Annotated in this window: 16 protein-coding genes; 5 read left to right on the top strand and 11 right to left on the bottom strand. The window is 70.3% G+C overall.

All coding sequences use genetic code 11. The features are described 5' to 3' along the window. Positions 1 to 247 precede the first annotated feature (247 nt). The 4 genes from ACFIMZ_RS17745 (at position 248) to ACFIMZ_RS17730 (ending at position 3,264) form a co-directional block, all read left to right on the top strand. Positions 248 to 1,534: a sensor domain-containing phosphodiesterase gene (locus ACFIMZ_RS17745; RefSeq protein WP_431820650.1), complete on the top strand. Its 1,287-nt coding sequence runs from the start codon at positions 248 to 250 to the stop codon at positions 1,532 to 1,534. Positions 1,535 to 1,672: 138 nt separating this feature from the next. Further along, on the top strand, positions 1,673 to 2,053 hold the full coding sequence (locus ACFIMZ_RS17740) for a hypothetical protein (protein WP_431820649.1): 381 nt from the start codon (positions 1,673 to 1,675) through the stop codon (positions 2,051 to 2,053). Beyond that, complete coding sequence (locus tag ACFIMZ_RS17735; protein ID WP_431820648.1) at positions 2,050 to 2,454, top strand: hypothetical protein; 405 nt, start codon at positions 2,050 to 2,052, stop codon at positions 2,452 to 2,454. The genes ACFIMZ_RS17740 and ACFIMZ_RS17735 overlap by 4 nt, the downstream gene beginning before the upstream one ends. 81 nt (positions 2,455 to 2,535) lie before the next feature. Further along, positions 2,536 to 3,264: a copper homeostasis protein CutC gene (locus tag ACFIMZ_RS17730; protein WP_431820647.1), complete on the top strand. Its 729-nt coding sequence runs from the start codon at positions 2,536 to 2,538 to the stop codon at positions 3,262 to 3,264. A gap of 88 nt (positions 3,265 to 3,352) precedes the next feature. Here the strand turns inward: ACFIMZ_RS17730 and bioB are convergent, their stop codons facing one another. From bioB to aceK, 10 genes are all read right to left on the bottom strand, one after another. Further along, complete coding sequence (gene bioB, locus ACFIMZ_RS17725) at positions 3,353 to 4,372, bottom strand: biotin synthase BioB (RefSeq protein ID WP_431820646.1); 1,020 nt, start codon at positions 4,370 to 4,372, stop codon at positions 3,353 to 3,355. A 37-nt stretch (positions 4,373 to 4,409) separates the two neighbouring features. Beyond that, positions 4,410 to 5,129 (bottom strand): dethiobiotin synthase, encoded by a 720-nt coding sequence (gene bioD, locus ACFIMZ_RS17720; RefSeq protein WP_431820645.1) that lies wholly within the window; start codon positions 5,127 to 5,129, stop codon positions 4,410 to 4,412. Beyond that, positions 5,126 to 6,343 (bottom strand): 8-amino-7-oxononanoate synthase, encoded by a 1,218-nt coding sequence (gene bioF, locus ACFIMZ_RS17715; protein ID WP_431820644.1) that lies wholly within the window; start codon positions 6,341 to 6,343, stop codon positions 5,126 to 5,128. Before bioF ends, bioD begins: the two co-directional genes overlap by 4 nt. Beyond that, complete coding sequence (gene bioA / locus ACFIMZ_RS17710; protein ID WP_431820643.1) at positions 6,340 to 7,686, bottom strand: adenosylmethionine--8-amino-7-oxononanoate transaminase; 1,347 nt, start codon at positions 7,684 to 7,686, stop codon at positions 6,340 to 6,342. Before bioA ends, bioF begins: the two co-directional genes overlap by 4 nt. A 416-nt stretch (positions 7,687 to 8,102) precedes the next feature. After that, positions 8,103 to 9,353, bottom strand: a complete 1,251-nt coding sequence (locus ACFIMZ_RS17705; RefSeq protein ID WP_431820642.1) for a dienelactone hydrolase family protein — start codon at positions 9,351 to 9,353, stop codon at positions 8,103 to 8,105. Between the two features lie 106 nt (positions 9,354 to 9,459). After that, positions 9,460 to 9,897, bottom strand: a complete 438-nt coding sequence (locus ACFIMZ_RS17700) for a YchJ family protein (RefSeq protein ID WP_431820641.1) — start codon at positions 9,895 to 9,897, stop codon at positions 9,460 to 9,462. Between the two features lie 36 nt (positions 9,898 to 9,933). Continuing rightward, a complete protein-coding gene (locus tag ACFIMZ_RS17695) occupies positions 9,934 to 10,611 on the bottom strand; it encodes an SDR family oxidoreductase (protein WP_431820640.1) in 678 nt (225 codons plus the stop codon). Between the two features lie 32 nt (positions 10,612 to 10,643). After that, positions 10,644 to 11,849 (bottom strand): acetyl-CoA C-acetyltransferase, encoded by a 1,206-nt coding sequence (locus ACFIMZ_RS17690; RefSeq protein WP_431820639.1) that lies wholly within the window; start codon positions 11,847 to 11,849, stop codon positions 10,644 to 10,646. A 37-nt stretch (positions 11,850 to 11,886) separates the two neighbouring features. Then, a complete protein-coding gene (gene can, locus ACFIMZ_RS17685) occupies positions 11,887 to 12,654 on the bottom strand; it encodes a carbonate dehydratase (protein ID WP_431820638.1) in 768 nt (255 codons plus the stop codon). 57 nt (positions 12,655 to 12,711) lie between these two features. Next, the gene (aceK, locus tag ACFIMZ_RS17680) at positions 12,712 to 14,523 is read right to left on the bottom strand and encodes a bifunctional isocitrate dehydrogenase kinase/phosphatase (RefSeq protein ID WP_431820637.1); all 1,812 of its coding nucleotides are present in this window, start codon (positions 14,521 to 14,523) and stop codon (positions 12,712 to 12,714) included. A 293-nt stretch (positions 14,524 to 14,816) separates the two neighbouring features. Here aceK and ACFIMZ_RS17675 point away from each other — a divergent pair, with 293 nt between their 5' ends. Further along, entirely contained in the window at positions 14,817 to 15,896 is a 1,080-nt protein-coding gene (locus tag ACFIMZ_RS17675) for an MBL fold metallo-hydrolase (RefSeq protein ID WP_431820636.1), read from the top strand. A gap of 16 nt (positions 15,897 to 15,912) precedes the next feature. Here the strand turns inward: ACFIMZ_RS17675 and ACFIMZ_RS17670 are convergent, their stop codons facing one another. Further along, a complete protein-coding gene (locus ACFIMZ_RS17670; protein ID WP_431820635.1) occupies positions 15,913 to 17,553 on the bottom strand; it encodes an ABC-F family ATP-binding cassette domain-containing protein in 1,641 nt (546 codons plus the stop codon). Positions 17,554 to 17,618 lie beyond the last annotated feature (65 nt).

Here is a 17,618-nt window from a genome sequence, read left to right as displayed (position 1 = left end):
GGCTGCGTTCGAGCGGGCCGGTGCGCGCGCACCGGAATGGTGCGCGCGGTGTGCGCCACGGCGGTGCGCCGGTCGCGCGGGCGTGCGCGGCGGGCCGGCGCAGCGTGCGCACGAAGCTTGCTTGATGCTTGCCGACAACCGACAACTACCGAATATCCGAGGGCCTGTTCATGACAACCCGCATCACACATCACGCGCCGTCCAGTCCGTCAGCCGCCGCGTTCGCCAGCATCAGGAGGAAGGGGGTATGACGATCGTGCAACAGGAGCGTCCGGCCGCCGCGTCGCCGTACCGCTTCGAGCGGGAGGTGACGTCCGGCTTCGAGCGTCTTGCGACGCAGCATCACGACCTGACGCTCACGAGCGTGTTCCAGCCGATTTTCAGCCTGTCGCACCAGCGTGCGGTGGGCTACGAAGCGCTGCTGCGCGCGCACGACACGCTCGACCGGCCGGTGTCGCCGCTCGACGTGTTCGGCGACGCGGCGCGTCACGGCGAGCTGCTGCAGCTCGACCGGCTCGCGCAGGCGCTGCATCTCGAGAACTTCGCGCTGCTCGGCGCGGAGCGCGAATGGCTGTTCCTGAACGTGCATCCGGGCGTGCTGACCGATCCGTTCCAGGCCGCGGCGCTGCTCGCGAACCTGAAGCGCCTCGGGATGCCGCCGCGCCGCATCGTGCTCGAAGTGCTGGAGCAGCGCGCGGACGACCTCGAGCGGCTTGCCGACGCGATGCGGGAATTCCGCGCGCAGGGCTTCCTGCTCGCGCTCGACGATTTCGGCGCGGGCCATTCGAACCTCGAGCGGATCTGGCAGCTGAATCCGGACATCGTGAAGCTCGACCGCATCATGCTGTCGCACGCGGCGCACCGCACCGGGCTCACCGCGATCCTGCACGGTCTCGTCACGCTGCTGCACGAGGCCGGCAAGCTGGTGCTGGTCGAAGGGATCGAGACCGAGCACGAAGCGCAGATCGCGCTGTCGTGCGAGGCCGATTTCGTGCAGGGCTACTTCTTCGGCCGGCCGGCGCCGGGGCTGCCCGACGGCGCGGCCGCGACCGCGTGCATCGGCGAGCTGACCGAGCGCTTTCGCCTGCAGACCGACGCGCGCGAGCGGCGCGAGGCCCAGCGGCTCGCGCCGTACCTGCGCGCGTTCGAGCGCGCGGCCGAGCGCCTGGCGGCCGGCGAGCCGCTCGACGAGGTGTGCTGGAATTTCCTCGCGCTCGACGGCGCGGCGCGCTGCTTCCTGCTCGACGCGCAGGGCCGGCAGGCGGGCCGCAACGTCGTGCTGCGCGCCGATCGCGCAACCCGCGAGACGCGCTTTCTGCCGCTCGCGGACGCGCAGGGCGCGAACTGGCTGCGGCGGCCGTACTTCCGCACGGCGATTGCCGAGCCGGGACGCGTGCAGGTGACGCGGCCGTACCTGTCGATCAACGAGGCGCAGCCGTGCGTGACGCTGTCGGTCGCGATCCGCGTCGGCGACGCGCTGCGCGTGCTGTGCGGGGATCTCGACTGGGGCGACGAGGGGGCGGACGGCAGCTAGGACCTGTTATTGGCGTGAACAGGCCCTGGCGGGCGTTGTGTTTCCGGCGGGCTTCTCCGACAATGGCGCGATCGCGGCCGCCGTGGCCGCGGTCGCGCCGCCCGGGGGCCCAGTGGCGGCATTTTCGGGGAAAACACAATGAAAAGACCGATTTCGCTGACCATTCTCGCGTGGGTGATCATCGTCACCAGTGCGTTCACGCTCATCAACACGCCGTTCTCGCTGCGCAATCCGATGGTCATTGCGCTCTACCAGCAATGCCTGCTGCCGATATGGGCGACGATCGGGTTCGGCGTCGTCTCCGCGGCGCTGAACGTCGCGATCGGCATCGCGATCCTGCGCGCGCGCGGCTGGGCGCGCACCGCGTACATCGCGGTCTCCGCGGTCGGGATCGTCGTGTCGCTGATCAACTTCCCGTACCGCATGGTCCTGATCCCGGGCGTCCTGCTGTGCGCGCTGTTCGTCTACCTGCTGTACCGGCGCCCGGCGACCGCGTATTTCTCGCAGGCCCGCGGATGAGCGCCGTGCGCAACGGGCTCGCGGTCACGCTGTTCGCGGTCGCGGATTTCTGGCTGACGGGCGCGCAGGGCATGGCGTTTTTCAACCTCGGGCACCCGAACCTCAAGCTGGCCATGGTGTGCGCGCTGTTCGCGATCACCGCGGTGTTCCTCGCCGCCGGCGCGTTCACGGGCACGTTCCGGCCGCGTGCGCGCGGCGCGGGCGTCGCGCTCCTCGTCGCGTCCGGCATGACCGCGCTCGCGGCGATCGGCGTCGCGAGCCTGCTGCTGTCGCCGGATTTCGTCGCGCTGGCCGGCCAGCACGGCGCGCGGCTGTCCGCGTCGATGTTCAGCGTCGCGCCGGGGCTCGTCGCGACAGCCTTGCCCGCGCTCGCCGGCGCGTGGCTCGTGCGGCGGCGCTGACGCGGGGCGCCGGCGGCCGATCTGGCGTCGCCCGCGCCGGTCGGCTAGGATGCGAATCGTCTACAGATTCGTGAGCCGCCGATGAAGCCGACCGCCGCCCCGTCCGTCCTGCTCGAAGTGATCGCCGCGACCGTCGGCGACGCCAAGGCCGCCGCCCGCGCGGGCGCCGACCGTCTCGAACTCGTCACCGCGATCGGCGAGGGCGGGCTGACGCCGAGCGTCGGCCTGGTCGAAGCCGTCGCCGCCGCGGTGCCGATTCCCGTCAACGTGATCGTGCGGCCGCACAGCCGGTCGTTCGTCTACGACGCCGACGATCTCCGGGTGATCGAGCGCGACGTCCGCGCGGCGGTCGCGGCCGGCGCGAACGGCGTCGTGTTCGGCGCGCTCGATGCGCGCGGCGACATCGATCTCGGTGCGCTCGCGCGCATCGCCGGCGCCGCCGACGGCCGCGCGCTCACGTTCCATCGCGCGTTCGACGTCGCGCGCGACCTCAACGCCGCATTCGATGCGCTGCTGCGCGTGCCGGCCGTCACGTCGGTGCTGACCTCGGGCGGCCATCCGTCGGTGCTCGATGCGGCCGCGACGATCGCGCGGATGGTGCGGCGCGCCGAGGGCACGTCGTGCACGGTGCTGGCGGGCTCGGGGCTGACCGCCGACGCGGTCGGCGACTTCGTCAGGACGACCGGCGTGCGCGCGGTGCATTTCGGCTCGGGCGTGCGCCCGCGCGGCGAGGTGCTCGCACCCGTCGACGAGCGGCTGGTCGTGAAGGTGCGCTCGGTGCTGGACGGGAGCGAGAAATCCGCGCGCTGAGCGTGCGGACGGTTAGCGTGCGATACGCGCAGAATGAAAAAAAAGCCGGGGCATGCCCCGGCTTCTGCATTGCGCGGTGGTCGCGCGCTTACGCGTCCGTGCCGAGCGCGTCCGGCTGGCTCGCGCGAATCCCGAGACGCTCGAACAGCGCGCGGTCGCGCTGGGTCTGCGGGTTGCTGGTCGTCAGCAGCTGGTCGCCGTAGAACATCGAGTTCGCGCCGGCAAGGAAGCACATCGCCTGCAGCCCGTCGTCGAGCTGCTCGCGGCCGGCCGACAGCCGCACCACGGCCTTCGGCATCGTGATCCGCGCGACCGCGATCGTGCGGACGAACTCGAGCGGGTCGAGCGCCGCGGTGCCTTCGAGCGGCGTGCCCTCGATCGCGACCAGGTTGTTGATCGGCACCGAATCCGGATACGGGTTCAGGTTCGCGAGCTGCGTGATCAGGCCCGCGCGCTCGCGGCGCGACTCGCCCATCCCGATGATCCCGCCGCAGCACACGTTGATGCCCGCGTCGCGCACGCGGTCGAGCGTGTCGAGGCGGTCCTGGTAGGTGCGCGTCGAGATGATCTGGCCGTAGAACTCCGGCGACGTGTCGAGATTGTGGTTGTAGTAGTCGAGGCCCGCGTCGGCGAGCTCCTTCGCCTGCTCGTCCTCGAGCATCCCGAGCGTCATGCAGGTCTCGAGCCCCATCTCCTTCACGCCGCGCACCATCTCGGTCAGCGCCGGCATGTGGCGTTCCTTCGGGTTGCGCCACGCGGCGCCCATGCAGAAGCGGCTCGCGCCGTTCGCCTTCGCGGCACGCGCGGCGTCGAGCACCGCGACGACGTCCATCAGCTTCTCGGCCTTCAGGCCCGTGTCGTGATGCGACGACTGCGAGCAGTAGCCGCAATCCTCTTCGCAGCCGCCCGTCTTGATCGACAGCAGCGTCGACAGCTGCACCGCGTTCGCGTCGAAGTGCTCGCGGTGCACCTGCTGCGCGCGGAACATCAGGTCGTTGAACGGCAGCTCGAACAGTGCGACGACGTCGGCGACGCGCCAGCGCTGCGCGGCCGGAGCGGCCACGGGGATTGCGTCGGTTTGCACGGCAGCGGTCTGGGCTTGGGTCATATCGTTCATCCTGGATTCGCGTGGGGGAATGTTGGGGTCAATGCTGCGCGGCGCGCAGCGTGTCGATGAGCGCGGCGACGTCGAGCATCGCTGCAGCGGATTCGGGGGCGGCCGGCGCCAGATGCGGAATGCGGCCGATCAGCGGCGCGCGGTGCTCGCGCGCGAGCCAGTCGCGGAGCGTCGCGACGTTCTCGTCCGGGTACGACATCGCCGGATCGACGTGATTCGCGACCCAGCCGGCGAGCGTGAGGCCGCGCGCGGCGATCGCGTCGGCGCTCAGCAGCGCATGGCTGATGCAGCCGAGCCGCACGCCGACCACCATCACGACCGGCACGCCGAGCGCGACCGCGAGGTCGGCCATGTCGTGCGTGTCGTTGAGCGGCACGCGGAAGCCGCCCGCGCCCTCGACGACGACGATGTCCGCGCGCGTCAGCGCGTCGCGATGGCACGTGACGATCGTGTCGAGGTCGAGCGTCACGCCTTCCTGCGCGGCGACGATGTGCGGTGCCGCGGGCGCCTTCAGCAGGAACGGCGTACGCAGCTCCGGCGGCAGCACGACGTTCGCGGCCGCGTCGAGCTGGTCGGCGTCCTCGTTGCGCCACACGCCATCCTGCTCGTACGCGCCGGCGGCGACCGGTTTCATCGCGGCCGCGCGCAGGCCGAGCCGCGCGAAGCCGTGCAGCAGCGCGGCGGACACGAAGGTCTTGCCGATCTCGGTATCGGTGCCGGTGACGAACAGCGACAACGGGGTGCTCATGCGGCCTCCCGCCGATTCGCCTCGACGGAGGCCGCCGCCCCGTCGCTGGCGTCGATCAGCGCGGCTTCGAGCCGCGCGAGATCGTCGAACGAATGCGCGGCCGACAGCGAGATGCGCAGCCGCGACGTGCCGGCCGGCACCGTCGGCGGCCGGATCGCGGGCACCCACAGGCCGTGCGCGTCGAGCGCGCGCATCGCGGCGAGGGTCGCATCGTTGCTGCCGATCACGAGCGGCTGCACGGCCGTGTGCGAATCGACCGGCTGCCAGCGCGTGTTGCGCAACAACGCGCGGGTGCGCTCGATCAGCGCGGCGAGGTGCGCGCGCCGCGCGTCGCCTTCGTCGCCGGCGATCACCTTCAGGCTCGCCGACACCGCATGCGCGACCGCGGGCGGCGCGGCCGTCGTGAAGATGTAGCTGCGCGCGCGCTGGATCAGCCATTCGATCACCGTCTCGTGCGCGACGACGAACGCGCCCGCGACGCCGGCCGCCTTGCCGAGCGTGCCGACATACACGAGGTTCGGCGAGCGGAGTGCCGCGGCCGCGAGCGCGCCGCGCCCTTGCGGGCCGAGCACGCCGAAGCCGTGTGCGTCGTCGACGACGAGCCACGCGCCGTGCCGCTCGGCCAGCGCGACGAGCTCGGGCAGCGGCGCGAGGTCGCCGTCCATGCTGAACACGGTGTCGCTGACGATCAGCTTGGTTTGCGCGTCGGACGCTTCGAGCAGCGCGGCGAGCGCGGCCATGTCCGCGTGCGGGTAGACCTGCACGTGCGCGCGCGACAGCCGGATGCCGTCGATCAGCGACGCATGGTTCAGCGCGTCGGAGAAGATCGTTGCGCCCTTGCCCGACAGCGCGGTCATCGCGGCGAGGTTCGCCATGTAGCCGGTGCTGAAGTACAGCGCGCGCGGTGCGTCGGAAAAGCCGCCGGAAAAGCCGGCGAGCTCGTCCTCGAGCCGCGCGTGCGCGCGCGAGTGGCCGCCGAGCAGGTGCGAGCCGCCGCTGCCGGAGCCGTAGCGCTGCGCGCCTTCGCCGAACGCGGCGACGAGCGCCGGATGCGCGGCGAGGCCGAGGTAGTCGTTGCTCGCGAAGCCGACGATCTCGCGGCCGTCGACGGTCATGTGCGCATCGCACGCGGTGTCCGCGGTGCGGCGCGCGCGGCGCAGGCCTTGCGCGTCGAGCTCGGCGAGGCCGCGCTGCAGGGCGTCGAGCAGGGTCATCGGGCGATCTCCTCAAGGGTGGCGTCGAGCGTGTCGCGGGTGCGCTGCGCGAGCCATGCGATGTCGTCGCGGCTCATCACGTACGGCGGCATCAGGTAGACGGTCGTGCCGATCGGGCGCAGCAGCAGCTCGCGTTCGAGCGCGCGTTCGAAAAAGCGCCGCGAGAAGCCGCGCGCCGCGTCGCCTTCGAGCGCGACGTCGAACGCGAACAGCGTGCCGCGCTCGCGCAGGTGGCGCACCTGGGGATGCGCGGCGAGCGGCGCGAGCGCGTCGCGCAGCGCGGCGGAGTTGCGCGCGTTGCGCGCGAGCACGTCGTCGCGCGCAAACAGGTCGAGCGTCGCGACCGCCGCGCGGCACGCGAGCGGGTTGCCGGTGTACGAATGCGAATGCAGGAAGCCGCGCGCCGTGTCGTCGTGGTAGAACGCCGCGTAGATCTCGTCGCGCGACAGCACCAGCGACAGCGGCAGGTAGCCGCCGCTGATGCCTTTCGACAGGCACAGGAAATCGGGCCACACGCCGGCCTGCTCGCACGCGAAGAAGGTGCCGGTGCGCCCGCAGCCGACGGCGATCTCGTCGGCGATCAAGTGCACGCCGAATTCGTCGCACAGCGCGCGCAGCCCGCGCACGTACGACGGATCGTGCATCGCCATGCCGGCCGCGCACTGCACGAGCGGCTCGACGATCAGCGCGGCGATCCTGCCGTTGCGCTCGACGAACAGGCGCCGCACGTCGGCGAGCGCGCGGCCCGCGACGTCGGCGGCCGTCTCGCCCGGCTGCGCGAGGCGCGCGTCGGGCGACGCGACGACGTGCGCGTGGCGGATCAGCGGATCGTACGCGTCCTTGAACAGTGCGACGTCGGTGACGGCGAGCGCGCCGATCGTCTCGCCGTGATAGCTGTTCGCGACGCAGACGAATTCCTGCTTGCCCGCGTGGCCGCGATTGCGCCACGCGTGGAAGCTCATCTTCAGCGCGATCTCGACGGCGGACGCGCCGTCCGACGCGAAGAACGCATGGCCGAGCGTGTGCTGCGTGAGCGCGGCGAGCCGCTCGGCGAGCTCGATCGCGGGTTCGTGCGTGCAGCCCGCGAGCATCGCGTGCTCGAGCGTGTCGAGCTGGTCCTTCAGCGCGGCGTTGATGTCCGGGTTCGCATGGCCGAACAGGTTGACCCACCACGAGCTGATCGCATCGAAATAGCGCTTGCCGTCGCGGTCGTACAGCCACAGGCCCGCGCCGCGCGCGACGGGGATGAGCGGCATCCGCTCGTGGTGCTTCATCTGGGTGCAGGGGTGCCAGACCGCGCGCAGGCTGCGCGCGACCCAGTCGTCGGTCGCTTGCGTACTCAAAACGGCTCCGGTGAGAAACAGGCGGCGCGCGGCATCGTGCGGGATGCTGCGCGGCCGATATCGGGTGACGGCCATGCAAGCCGTCAGGGCGGCATGCAAAACGCGAAAACGCGCTGAGATTAGCGTGTTCCGCTGCGCCTTGCACTACCGGTTACAAACGCCGCAAAGCCTTGTCGGGCGGGAGTTCGGCGCAGATCAGGACGACTCGGGACGGTACGGCTCAGAAGTCCCGAAATGCGTGCAGATGACGACGTCCGAGTGACGCCCCCCAGTAGAAAAAAATCAAGCTCCGGCGGTCCTGAACGCGCAGGAAAACGGGGTGCGATGAGCGTCGCGCGGGCCGACGTGCGGCCGCGTCAATACGCAAGCGAACGGGAAATGAAACGGGGGACGGGGTGGATCAGGCGAACGCGCGATCAGCGCGACGCGAGCGAGCGCGCGGCCTGCGCATCGTCGTTGTCGGCCGTCTGCGACGCGTTCGCGTTCCACACGACGCGATCGTTGACCGCATACAGCCGGCACGCGCCGGCGCCTTGCTTCGCGCAGTTGTCGAGCGCGAGCGCCATCGGATCGTCGCCGCCCTCGGCCCACGACCACGCGCCTTCGGCCGACACCGCGAACGCGCGGCTCGGATGCTGGTTCAGGAAGCGGCGATAGCCGTCGCGGCCCGCCGCGTCGATGAACGGCACCGCGTCGACCGCGTCGATCGACGCATAGCCCGACGCCTTCGGCTCGTGCGGGTTCGCCACCGCGTAGCGCACCGCGGTCGGCAGGTCCAGCTTGGCCAGGAACGCGTGGACGGCGGGCCACCAGACCGGCACGCCGTCGCGGTCGACGATCAGCCGGTGCGCGTCGTCCTTGTAGCGGCCGAAATCGACGAACTGCGCGCGGGTGCCGTGCGACGCGTACGCGTCATGCATCTGCGCGACGAGCGCGGGCGTCCACACCGAGTCGTTGTCGCCGTAGAGCCACAGCGACTGCACCGCGGTGCGCGCGCCGTACTGGTCGAACGCGTCGACGAGGTTGCGCTGCCAGCCGTCGCACAGGTCCTGGCGCAGCCCGCCGGAGAAATTGATGATGCCGCGCACGCCGGCCGCCGCTTCGGTGCCGTAGGCGATCGATGCGAGCCCGCCGTGCGACGTGCCGGCGACGACGATGTGCGACGCGTCGACGTACGGCTCGCGCGACATGTAGCGGATCGTCGCGCCGATGTCGGCTGCCTGCGCGAGACCGTTCTTCGCGACGTTGCAGCCTTCCTGCTGATAGGTGCCGCTGGAGCCGGCGAAGCCCTGGCGGTTCGGCGCGATCACCGCATAGCCGCGGCGCACGAATTCGCGCGCGAACGCGAGCGGGCGGCTGCGCGGCTGCTGATGGAGGTCGCCGGGATTCTTGCCGTGGTTGAACACGACGAGCGGGAACGGGCCGGGGCCGTCCGGCTTGAACAGCGTGGCTTCGAGCGTGACGGCGCCGGACGCGTCGGCCGGGATGCGGATGATCCGTTCGTTCAGGTCGGCGGCGATCTGGGGCAGGCTCGAGTCGCCGTAGTCGAAGCGTTCGGCGCGGGCGAGCGGGCCGCTCGAGGCGCCGGCGTTCGGCAGCGTGTCGGCCAGCGCGGCCGACAGCGCGCAGGCTGCCATCCATCCCACCAGTACCTTGCTGAACGCCATTCGTAAGCCCTGCCATGCAACTGACCAAACCAGGGCTCATCGTAGCCTGACAATTTTGGGTTGTGCAATGCAGGAATTACCCGGCGTCTGACACAGCAAGTATTTGTCAGCGCTCGCTTACATCGCCGTCGACATAGCGCCAGAAACCGCGCTCGTCGCGCTCGAAACGGCTCGTCTCATGGAGCCGGTACGCGCGCCCGCCGACCTTGTAGCGGGCCACGAACTCAACCTCCGCGTGGCGTTCGTCGAGCGGCGCGTGACGTTTCACCGCGAGGCCGAGCCAGCGCGGCGCGTCGGGCGCAGTGGGGTCGGCATCCAGATCGGCGGGGCAGGTGCGGGCGGCCCATGTTGCGCGCAGGTAGTCGGTCGCGCCGAGCACGTACGCGCTATACCGTGAACGCATCAATTCGAGCGCGGTCGGCGCCGCCTCGCCGCCGTCGATGAAGCGGCCGCAGCACGCGGCGTAGCGGGGCGCCGGCGCGCGGCCGGCGGGAAGCGGGGACGCGCCGCCGCACGGGCACGCGTCAGGTCGGGACAAAATCATGCGTAACGGGAATTAACGACGTGAGGTTGTGATCGGTTACCAGGCCAGCTCGACGCCGTCGTACTGGAAGAAGCGGCCGTTCGCGAGCGCGACGTCGGCGGCGGCCTCGGCGATCACGCGCCGCATGCCGGTCACGCTCGTCTCCGGATCGAGCGCCGCTTCCGCGCCGCCCATGTCGGTGCGCACCCAGCCCGGATGCAGCGACACGCACGCCGCGTGACGCGTCTGCAGCGACGCGATGCGCAGCACGTCGTTGAGCGCGGCCTTGCTCGCGCGGTAGAGCCAGCCGGTCGTGCCGGTCGCGTCGGCGATGCTGCCCATCCGGCTCGACACGACGGCGAGCACGCCGCGCGCATCCTCGACGAGCGGCAGCAGGATCGGCAGCAACTGCATCGGGCCGCGCACGTTGGTGTGCATCACCGCGTCGAAATCCTCGGCGGCAATCGTCTCGACCCCTTCGGTGCGCGGCCCGTAGACGCCCGACACGACGATGGCGACGTCGAGCCGCTCGCCGTCGAGCTTCCCGCCGAGCGCGGCGATCTGCTCCGGTTGCGCGATGTCGAGCGCATGCGCGTGCGCGCCGAGCTCGCGCAGCGCGGCCAGCGACGCGTCGTCGCGCGCGGTGGCGATCACGTTCCAGCCGTCACGCCGGTATTGCCGGACGAACTCGCGGCCGAGGCCGCGCGATGCGCCGATGATCAATGCGGTTTTCATGTGCGACGCTCCTTGGCAGTCATGCGGTTTGATCAGAGGAGTTCGATGCCCATCGCGGTCGCCTCGCCGCCGCCGATGCACAGGCTCGCGACGCCGCGCCTGCCGCCGCGCGCGCGCAGCGCGCCGATGAGCGTGACGAGGATGCGCGCGCCGGACGCGCCGATCGGGTGGCCGAGCGCGCAGGCGCCGCCGTTCACGTTGACGCGGTCGTGCGCGAGGTCGTGCTCCTTCATCGCCGCCATCGCGACGACCGCGAACGCCTCGTTGATCTCGTATAGATCGACGTCCGACCCGCGCCAGCCGTTGCGCTCGAACAGGCGGCGGATCGCGCCGACCGGCGCGGTCGTGAACTTCGCCGGCGCCTGCGCGAACGTCGCATGGCCGACGACGCGCGCGAGCGGCGCGACGCCGAGCCGCGCGGCGGTGGACGCGCGCATCATCACGAGCGCGGCCGCGCCGTCGGAGATCGACGACGCGTTCGCGGCGGTGACGGTGCCGGTCTCGCCGAACGCGGGCTTCAGCAGCGGGATCTTCGACGGATCGGCCTTGAACGGCTGCTCGTCGCGCGACACGACCCTGTCGTCCTTCCCGCCCTTCCTGCCGGCCACCGTCACGGGCGCGATTTCCCAGCCGAACGAGCCGTCCTCGTTCGCGCGCTTCGCCCGCGCGAGCGACTCGATCGCGAACGCATCCTGCGCGTCGCGCGAAAACGCGTACTCGGCCGCGCATTCGTCGGCGAACGTGCCCATCAGGCGGCCTTTGTCGTACGCGTCCTCGAGGCCGTCGAGGAACATGTGGTCGAGCACCTGGCCGTGGCCCATGCGCATCCCGCCGCGCGCCTTCGGCAGCAGGTACGGCGCGTTGGTCATGCTTTCCATGCCGCCCGCGACGATCACGTCGGCCGAGCCGGCGGCGAGCATGTCGTGCGCGAACATCGCCGCGCGCATCCCCGAGCCGCACATCTTGTTGATCGTCGTGCAGCCGGTCGCGAGCGGCAGGCCCGCGCCGAGCGCCGCCTGGCGCGCGGGCGCCTGGCCCTGGCCGGCGGGCAGCACGCAGCCCATCAGCACTTCGTCGATCCGGTTCGGGTCGAGGCCGGCGCGCGCGAGCGCCGCTGCAATCGCGGCGCTGCCGAGCTGCGGCGCGGCGAGCGACGCGAAGTCGCCCTGGAATCCGCCGATCGGGGTGCGCGCCGCCGACGCGATGACGATCGGATCGTCGTGATCGATAGCTGACATGTTCATCTCCCGTTGAACGGGGCGAGCGCTCCGGCCCTTACTCCGTTCCCGTGCAAGGCTTCAAGGTATCCGCGACGGACTGCGCGACTTCGGTGAGCTGCGCCGCATCGGCCGCGACCATGTCGTTGCCGCGTGCGTGGTCGCCGCGCGCGCTCAGTGCGGCCACCGCGCGGCGGTAGGTGTCGTCGAGCGCGTCGGCGTTCGACACGGCCATCCCGAGGTCGCGCATGCGGCCGTCGTGCACGCCATACACGAGCGCGTGCACGGTGAGCTGCTGGCCGCGCGCCCACGCGTCGTTGACGATCGTCGTGCGGCACACGTTGACCACCTGCTCGATCGCGTTCAACTCGATCAGGCGGCGGTAGCGCGCCTCGCCGACCGGCCATTCGTCGAGCAGCGCCGCGTGCCGCTCGCGCACGTCCTGCACGTGGTGCAGCCAGTTGTCCGCGAGGCCGACGCGGCGGTTGTGCAGCGCCGCGTTCACGCCCGAGCAGCCGTAGTGGCCGACCACCATGATGTGCTTCACGCGCAGGATGTCGACCGCGAACTGGATCACCGACAGGCAGTTGAGGTCGGTGTGCACGACGACGTTCGCGATATTACGGTGCACGAACACTTCGCCCGGCGGCAGGCCGATGATCTGGTTCGCCGGCACGCGCGAATCCGAGCAGCCGATCCACAGGTATTCCGGCGCCTGCTGGTCGGCGAGGCGCGAGAAGTATTGCGGATCGTCGGCGAGCTTGCGCTTGACCCAGGCGTCGTTGTTGTCGAACAGGTGTGAGAGCGGGTGGTCGTTGGTATTCATCGGGTTGGGATTCCGGGTACGGAAAACGGGTCGGTATCAGAGCGGTTTCGGGGCGTTTCAGGCGGCGCGCTGCGCGCCGCCCTCGTCGTCGTCCGCCGCGTCGAAACGATCGGGGTAGCGCACGCAAAAGCGCAGCGACGCGTCGTACGGATGGAAATCGGGCAGTTCGCCCTGCAGCAGCCGGTCCTTGCTCGCCTGCCACAGCGCCGGCTCGAAGAAATCGGCGTGGTATTTCAAGAATACGTCGCGCACGCGCGGATCGCCGAGCAGGAACGGCCCGTAGGTTTCGGGAAAGATGTCGTGCGGGCCGACCGAGTACCACGGCTCGCCGGACAGCTCGTCCTCCTCGTGGCGCGGCGCCGGCACGCGGCGCACGTTGCAGTCGGTCAGGTATTCGATCTCGTCGTAGTCGTAGAACACGACGCGGCCGTGGCGCGTGACGCCGAAGTTCTTGTACAGCATGTCGCCGGGGAAGATGTTCGCCTTCATCAGCTCCTTCACCGCGTTGCCGTACTCCCGCACGCCGTGCTCGATTTCCGCGTCGGTGCCGTTCTGCAGGTACAGGTTGAGCGGGACCATCCGGCGCTCGATGTACAGGTGCTTGATCACGAGGTCGTCGCCCTCGTATTCGAGCAGCGACGGCACTTCCTTCTCGAGCTCGCGCACGAGCGCGTGGTCGAGCCGCGCGAGCGGCAGCGCGACGCTCGAATATTCGAGCGTGTCGGCCATTCGCCCGAGCCGGTCGTGGCGCTTGACGAGCTGGTACTTCTCCATGATCTGCGCGCGCGTCGTTTCCTTCGGCGGCGGGAAGCGGTCCTTGATGATCTTGAACACGTACGGGAACGACGGCAGCGTGAACACGAGCATCACGAGGCCCTTGATCCCGGGCGCGACGATGAAGCGGTCGCTCGAATGCGACAGGTGATGCAGCAGGTCGCGATAGAACAGGTTCTTGCCCTGCTTCTGCAGGCCGACCGACGTGTAGGTCTCCGCCTTCGGCTTGCCCGGCATGATCGAGCACAGGAAGTTGACGTACGCGGACGGCACGTCCATGTCGACGAGGAAGTACGAGTGCGAGAAGCTGAAGATGACCTGCAGCTGGTCGCGGCGCAGCAGCACCGCGTCGAGCGCGAGCAGGCCCGGGCGCGTGTGGCGGATCGGCACCCCGAACGGCAGCACGCGGTCGCCGTTGATGATGCGGCCGATCACGTACGCGGACTTGTTGCGGAAGAACAGCGACGACAGCACATGGATCTGGAAATTCGGCGCTTCGTCGAAGCGGCCGAACTCGTCGTGGATCGCCTGCATCACGCACGCGATGTCGCGCTCGAGATCCTCGAACGGCGGATCGAGCTGGAAATTCGTGATGATGCGCTCGAGCGTGACCGCGAGGCCGTCGGTGCCCGGGTAGTACGCGCGGTAGGTCGGCTTCGCGGCCGGCTCGTCGTTCTCGAGGTATTCCGTCGAGATCGCCGGGCGCACGAAGATGAAATCGTTGTTGAAGTACGAGCGGTGCAGGATCTTGCAGCACACCGAGTTGAAGAACGTTTCCGCGCACTCGGGCTGGCGGTGGGACGTCAGGAGGCCGATGTAATGCAGCTTGATCTGCTGCCAGACCTCGTCGTCGATGTTCTCCGCGTCGTATTCGTCTTCCAGCACCTCGACGCATTCCTGCACGCGATCGTCGTACGACGTGATGCGCTCGCGCGCGAGCCGCTGCAGCCCGTGCCAGTCCGCGCGCTCGAACAGGGTCTTCGCCTCGATGGCCGCCTCGCGGAAGATCCGGTAGTGGCGGTCGAAGTTCTCGAGCATGGTCTGCGCGACGTCGAAGCCGATCTGCGACGACAGCAGTTTGGGGAAGTGATTCATTGCGTGCAGGCTCATGGGCTGTAAGCACTCGGTATTTTAGCGTCCGGGCGCCGGATTCAGCGCATCCGGAGGCGGGCCGGGCTGCGCATCATCGGGGGCGTTGCCCGGCGTTCCGAGACGTTCGGGGCTTCTTCGCGTAAAGATACAGGTACGGAACCGAATCTGGCGCGAACTTTTTTTGATGCGCCGGCGGCCCGGACGACGCCCGCCGCGAGACGGCGATAGAATCGGCGGAACGCCCGCGGCGGCCCGGCCGCCGGCCCCGCATGCATAACGACGAGACGCCCCCACCGATGAACGCACTGGAACACCAACTCGACTATCCCTTCGCCGATACGCTGCCCGCCGCGGGCGACGCGTTCGAGGTCGCGCCCGGCGTGCGCTGGCTGCGCATGCCGCTGCCGTTCTCGCTCGACCACATCAATCTCTGGCTGCTGCGCGACGAGATCGACGGGCAGGCCGGCTGGACGATCGTCGACTGCGGGATCGCGTCGGATGCAATTCGCGAGCACTGGGAGCGGATCTTCGACACCCGTCTCGACGGCTTGCCGGTGCTGCGCGTGATCGTCACGCACTGCCATCCGGACCACTTCGGGCTCGCGCACTGGCTGTGCGAAGGCGGCGAGCGCGCGCGCTGGAAGGCGCGCCTGTGGATGACGCTCGGCGAGTACCTGTTCGGCTGCCTGATGGCCGCGGGCAACGGCTCGAACGCGGGCGGCCCGGGCGCGGCCGAGCACTTCGCGCGCCACGGCCTGACCGATCCGGCGGCGCTCGACAAGCTGCGCAATCGCCGCAACTACTACTCGGAGCTCGTGCCCGCGGTGCCGCCGCGCTATCGCCGCCTGCGCGAAGGCAACGCGCTGACGATCGGTGGCCGCACGTGGCGCGTCGTCACCGGCTACGGCCATTCGCCTGAACATTGCGCGCTGCACTGCGAGGCCGACGGCCTCTTGATCTCCGGCGACATGGTGTTGCCGCGCATCTCGACGAACGTGTCGGTGTTCGATCTCGAGCCGGAAGCGAACCCGCTCGCGCTCTACCTCGAATCGCTCGGTCGCTACGAGACGATGGCCGCCGACACGCTCGTGCTGCCGTCGCACGGCAAGCCGTTCCGCGGCGTGCGCACCCGCATCGCGCAGCTGCGCGCGCACCACGACGCGCGGCTCGACGAAGTGCGCGCGGCGTGCGCGGAAAAGCCGGCGAGCGCGGCCGACATCGTGCCGATCATGTTCCGCCGCCGCGAGCTCGACATCCACCAGATGACGTTCGCGCTCGGCGAGGCGATCGCGCACCTGAACCTGCTGTGGCTCGCGGGCGAGCTCGTGCGCGAGCAGGGCGACGACGGCGTGCTGCGGTTCCGCACCGCACGCTGACGCGGCTTCGTCGTCGTCACGCGACAGGTTCGTAGCGCCACCCGTCGCGATGCCATTGCATCGTGTGCGTCGGCTCGAGCGCCGCGAGAAACGCGGCGTCGTGCGACGCGACCACGAGCGCGCCCGGGAAGCCGGCCAGCGCCGCTTCCACCGCGCGCACCGATTCGAGATCCAGATGATTGGTCGGCTCGTCGAGCAGCAACAGCTGCGCGGGCGTGCCGCGCCACAACGCGCAGGCGAGCGCGGCCTTCAGTCGTTCGCCGCCGCTCAGCTGCCGCGCCGGCTGCGTCGCACGCTTGGCGTCGAGCTGCAGCAGCGCGAGCCGGCTGCGCAGGTCGCCTTCGGCGAGCGGCGTATCGAGCAGCCCGAGCTGCTCGACGATCGAGCGGTCGGGGGCGAGCAGCGCGAGCCGCTGGTCGAGATACGCGGCGCTCACGTGCGTCGTGCATGCGCCCGAGCGCGGTGAAAGTTCACCCGCGAGCATCCGCAGCAGCGTCGACTTCCCGCAGCCGTTCGGGCCGGTGAGCGCAATGCGCACGGGCCCGCTCGCCGACCACGTGAGCGCGCCCGCGTCACCCGCCGCGCGCCACGGCAGTTGCGCGCATTCGAGCGCGAACAGCTGGCGGCGCGCGCTGACCTCGGTGCCCGGCAGCGACACGAGCACGGGCGCGTCGGCGTCGACGCGCGCGGCCGCCTGCTGAACGCGTTCGTCGAGTGCCGTCTTGGTGTCGTTCTGGTGGCGGCGCACCTGTCCCATGATGTTGCGCGCCGCGCCCTTGCGGCTCTCGCGCGCCATCGACGACAGATTGGCCGTCTTCGCATCGCGAAGCGAGCCGGCCGCATGGCGCTGGATCGTGTCGTGTTCCTGTTCGAGGCGGCGCCTGACGCGCCCGCGCTCGGTGCGCGCATGATCGAGCGCGGCCTGCGCCGCATCGTGCTCCGCGTCGCGCTGCGCGCGGTAGAACGCGTAGTTGCCGCCGTATGAGCGCATGCCCTGCGGCGACAGCTCGACGATCCGCTCGACGCCGGCGAGCAGCGCGCGGTCGTGGCTGACGACGACGAGGCCGCCGCGCCAGCCGTCGAGCGCCGCGCGCAGCCACGCGCGGCCCGGCGCGTCGAGATGGTTGGTCGGTTCGTCGAGCACGAGCAGGCCGGCGTCCGACAGCAGCGCGCCGATCAGCGCGATGCGCGCGAGCTGGCCGCCGCTCAGCGATTGCGCCGGCGTCGCGGGCTGCACGTCGTGCAGGCCCGCCGCATCGAGCTCGGCGCGCAGGCGGTCGGCCAGATCCCAGCGCTCGCCGATCACGTCGAAATCGTGCGGCTCGGCGCTGCCGCTCGCGAGCCGCGCGAGCGCCGCGAGGGGCGCGTGCAGCCCGGCGGCTTCCGCGACGGTGCGCGGATCGGGCGACGCGTCGATGCGCTGCTGCGCGACGTAGGCGACCGGCGCGCGGCGGTCGATCGTGCCGGCGCTCGGCGCGCGCTGCCCCGCGATCAGCTGCGCGAGCACGCTTTTGCCGATGCCGTTGCGGCCGACGATGCCGGTCGGCGTGCGATCGAGCGTGAGGTCGAGCGAATCGAACAGCGTGATGCCGTTGTCGAAGCGGAAAGAAACGTGATGAAGCGCGACGAGCGCCGCGTTGGACGTGACCTGAGCCATAAGCTCCTCCGAAAATGCGTGAAACCGTTCGCGCGGCGTGCATGACGCGGCGGCGAAGACATTCT

Origin of the sequence: Burkholderia sp. F1 (assembly GCF_050813845.1) — a bacterium.
Taxonomy (GTDB): domain Bacteria; phylum Pseudomonadota; class Gammaproteobacteria; order Burkholderiales; family Burkholderiaceae; genus Burkholderia; species Burkholderia ubonensis.
The sequence above is the reverse complement of the archived record's forward strand: the minus strand, read 5'-3'. Positions and strand labels throughout refer to the sequence as shown.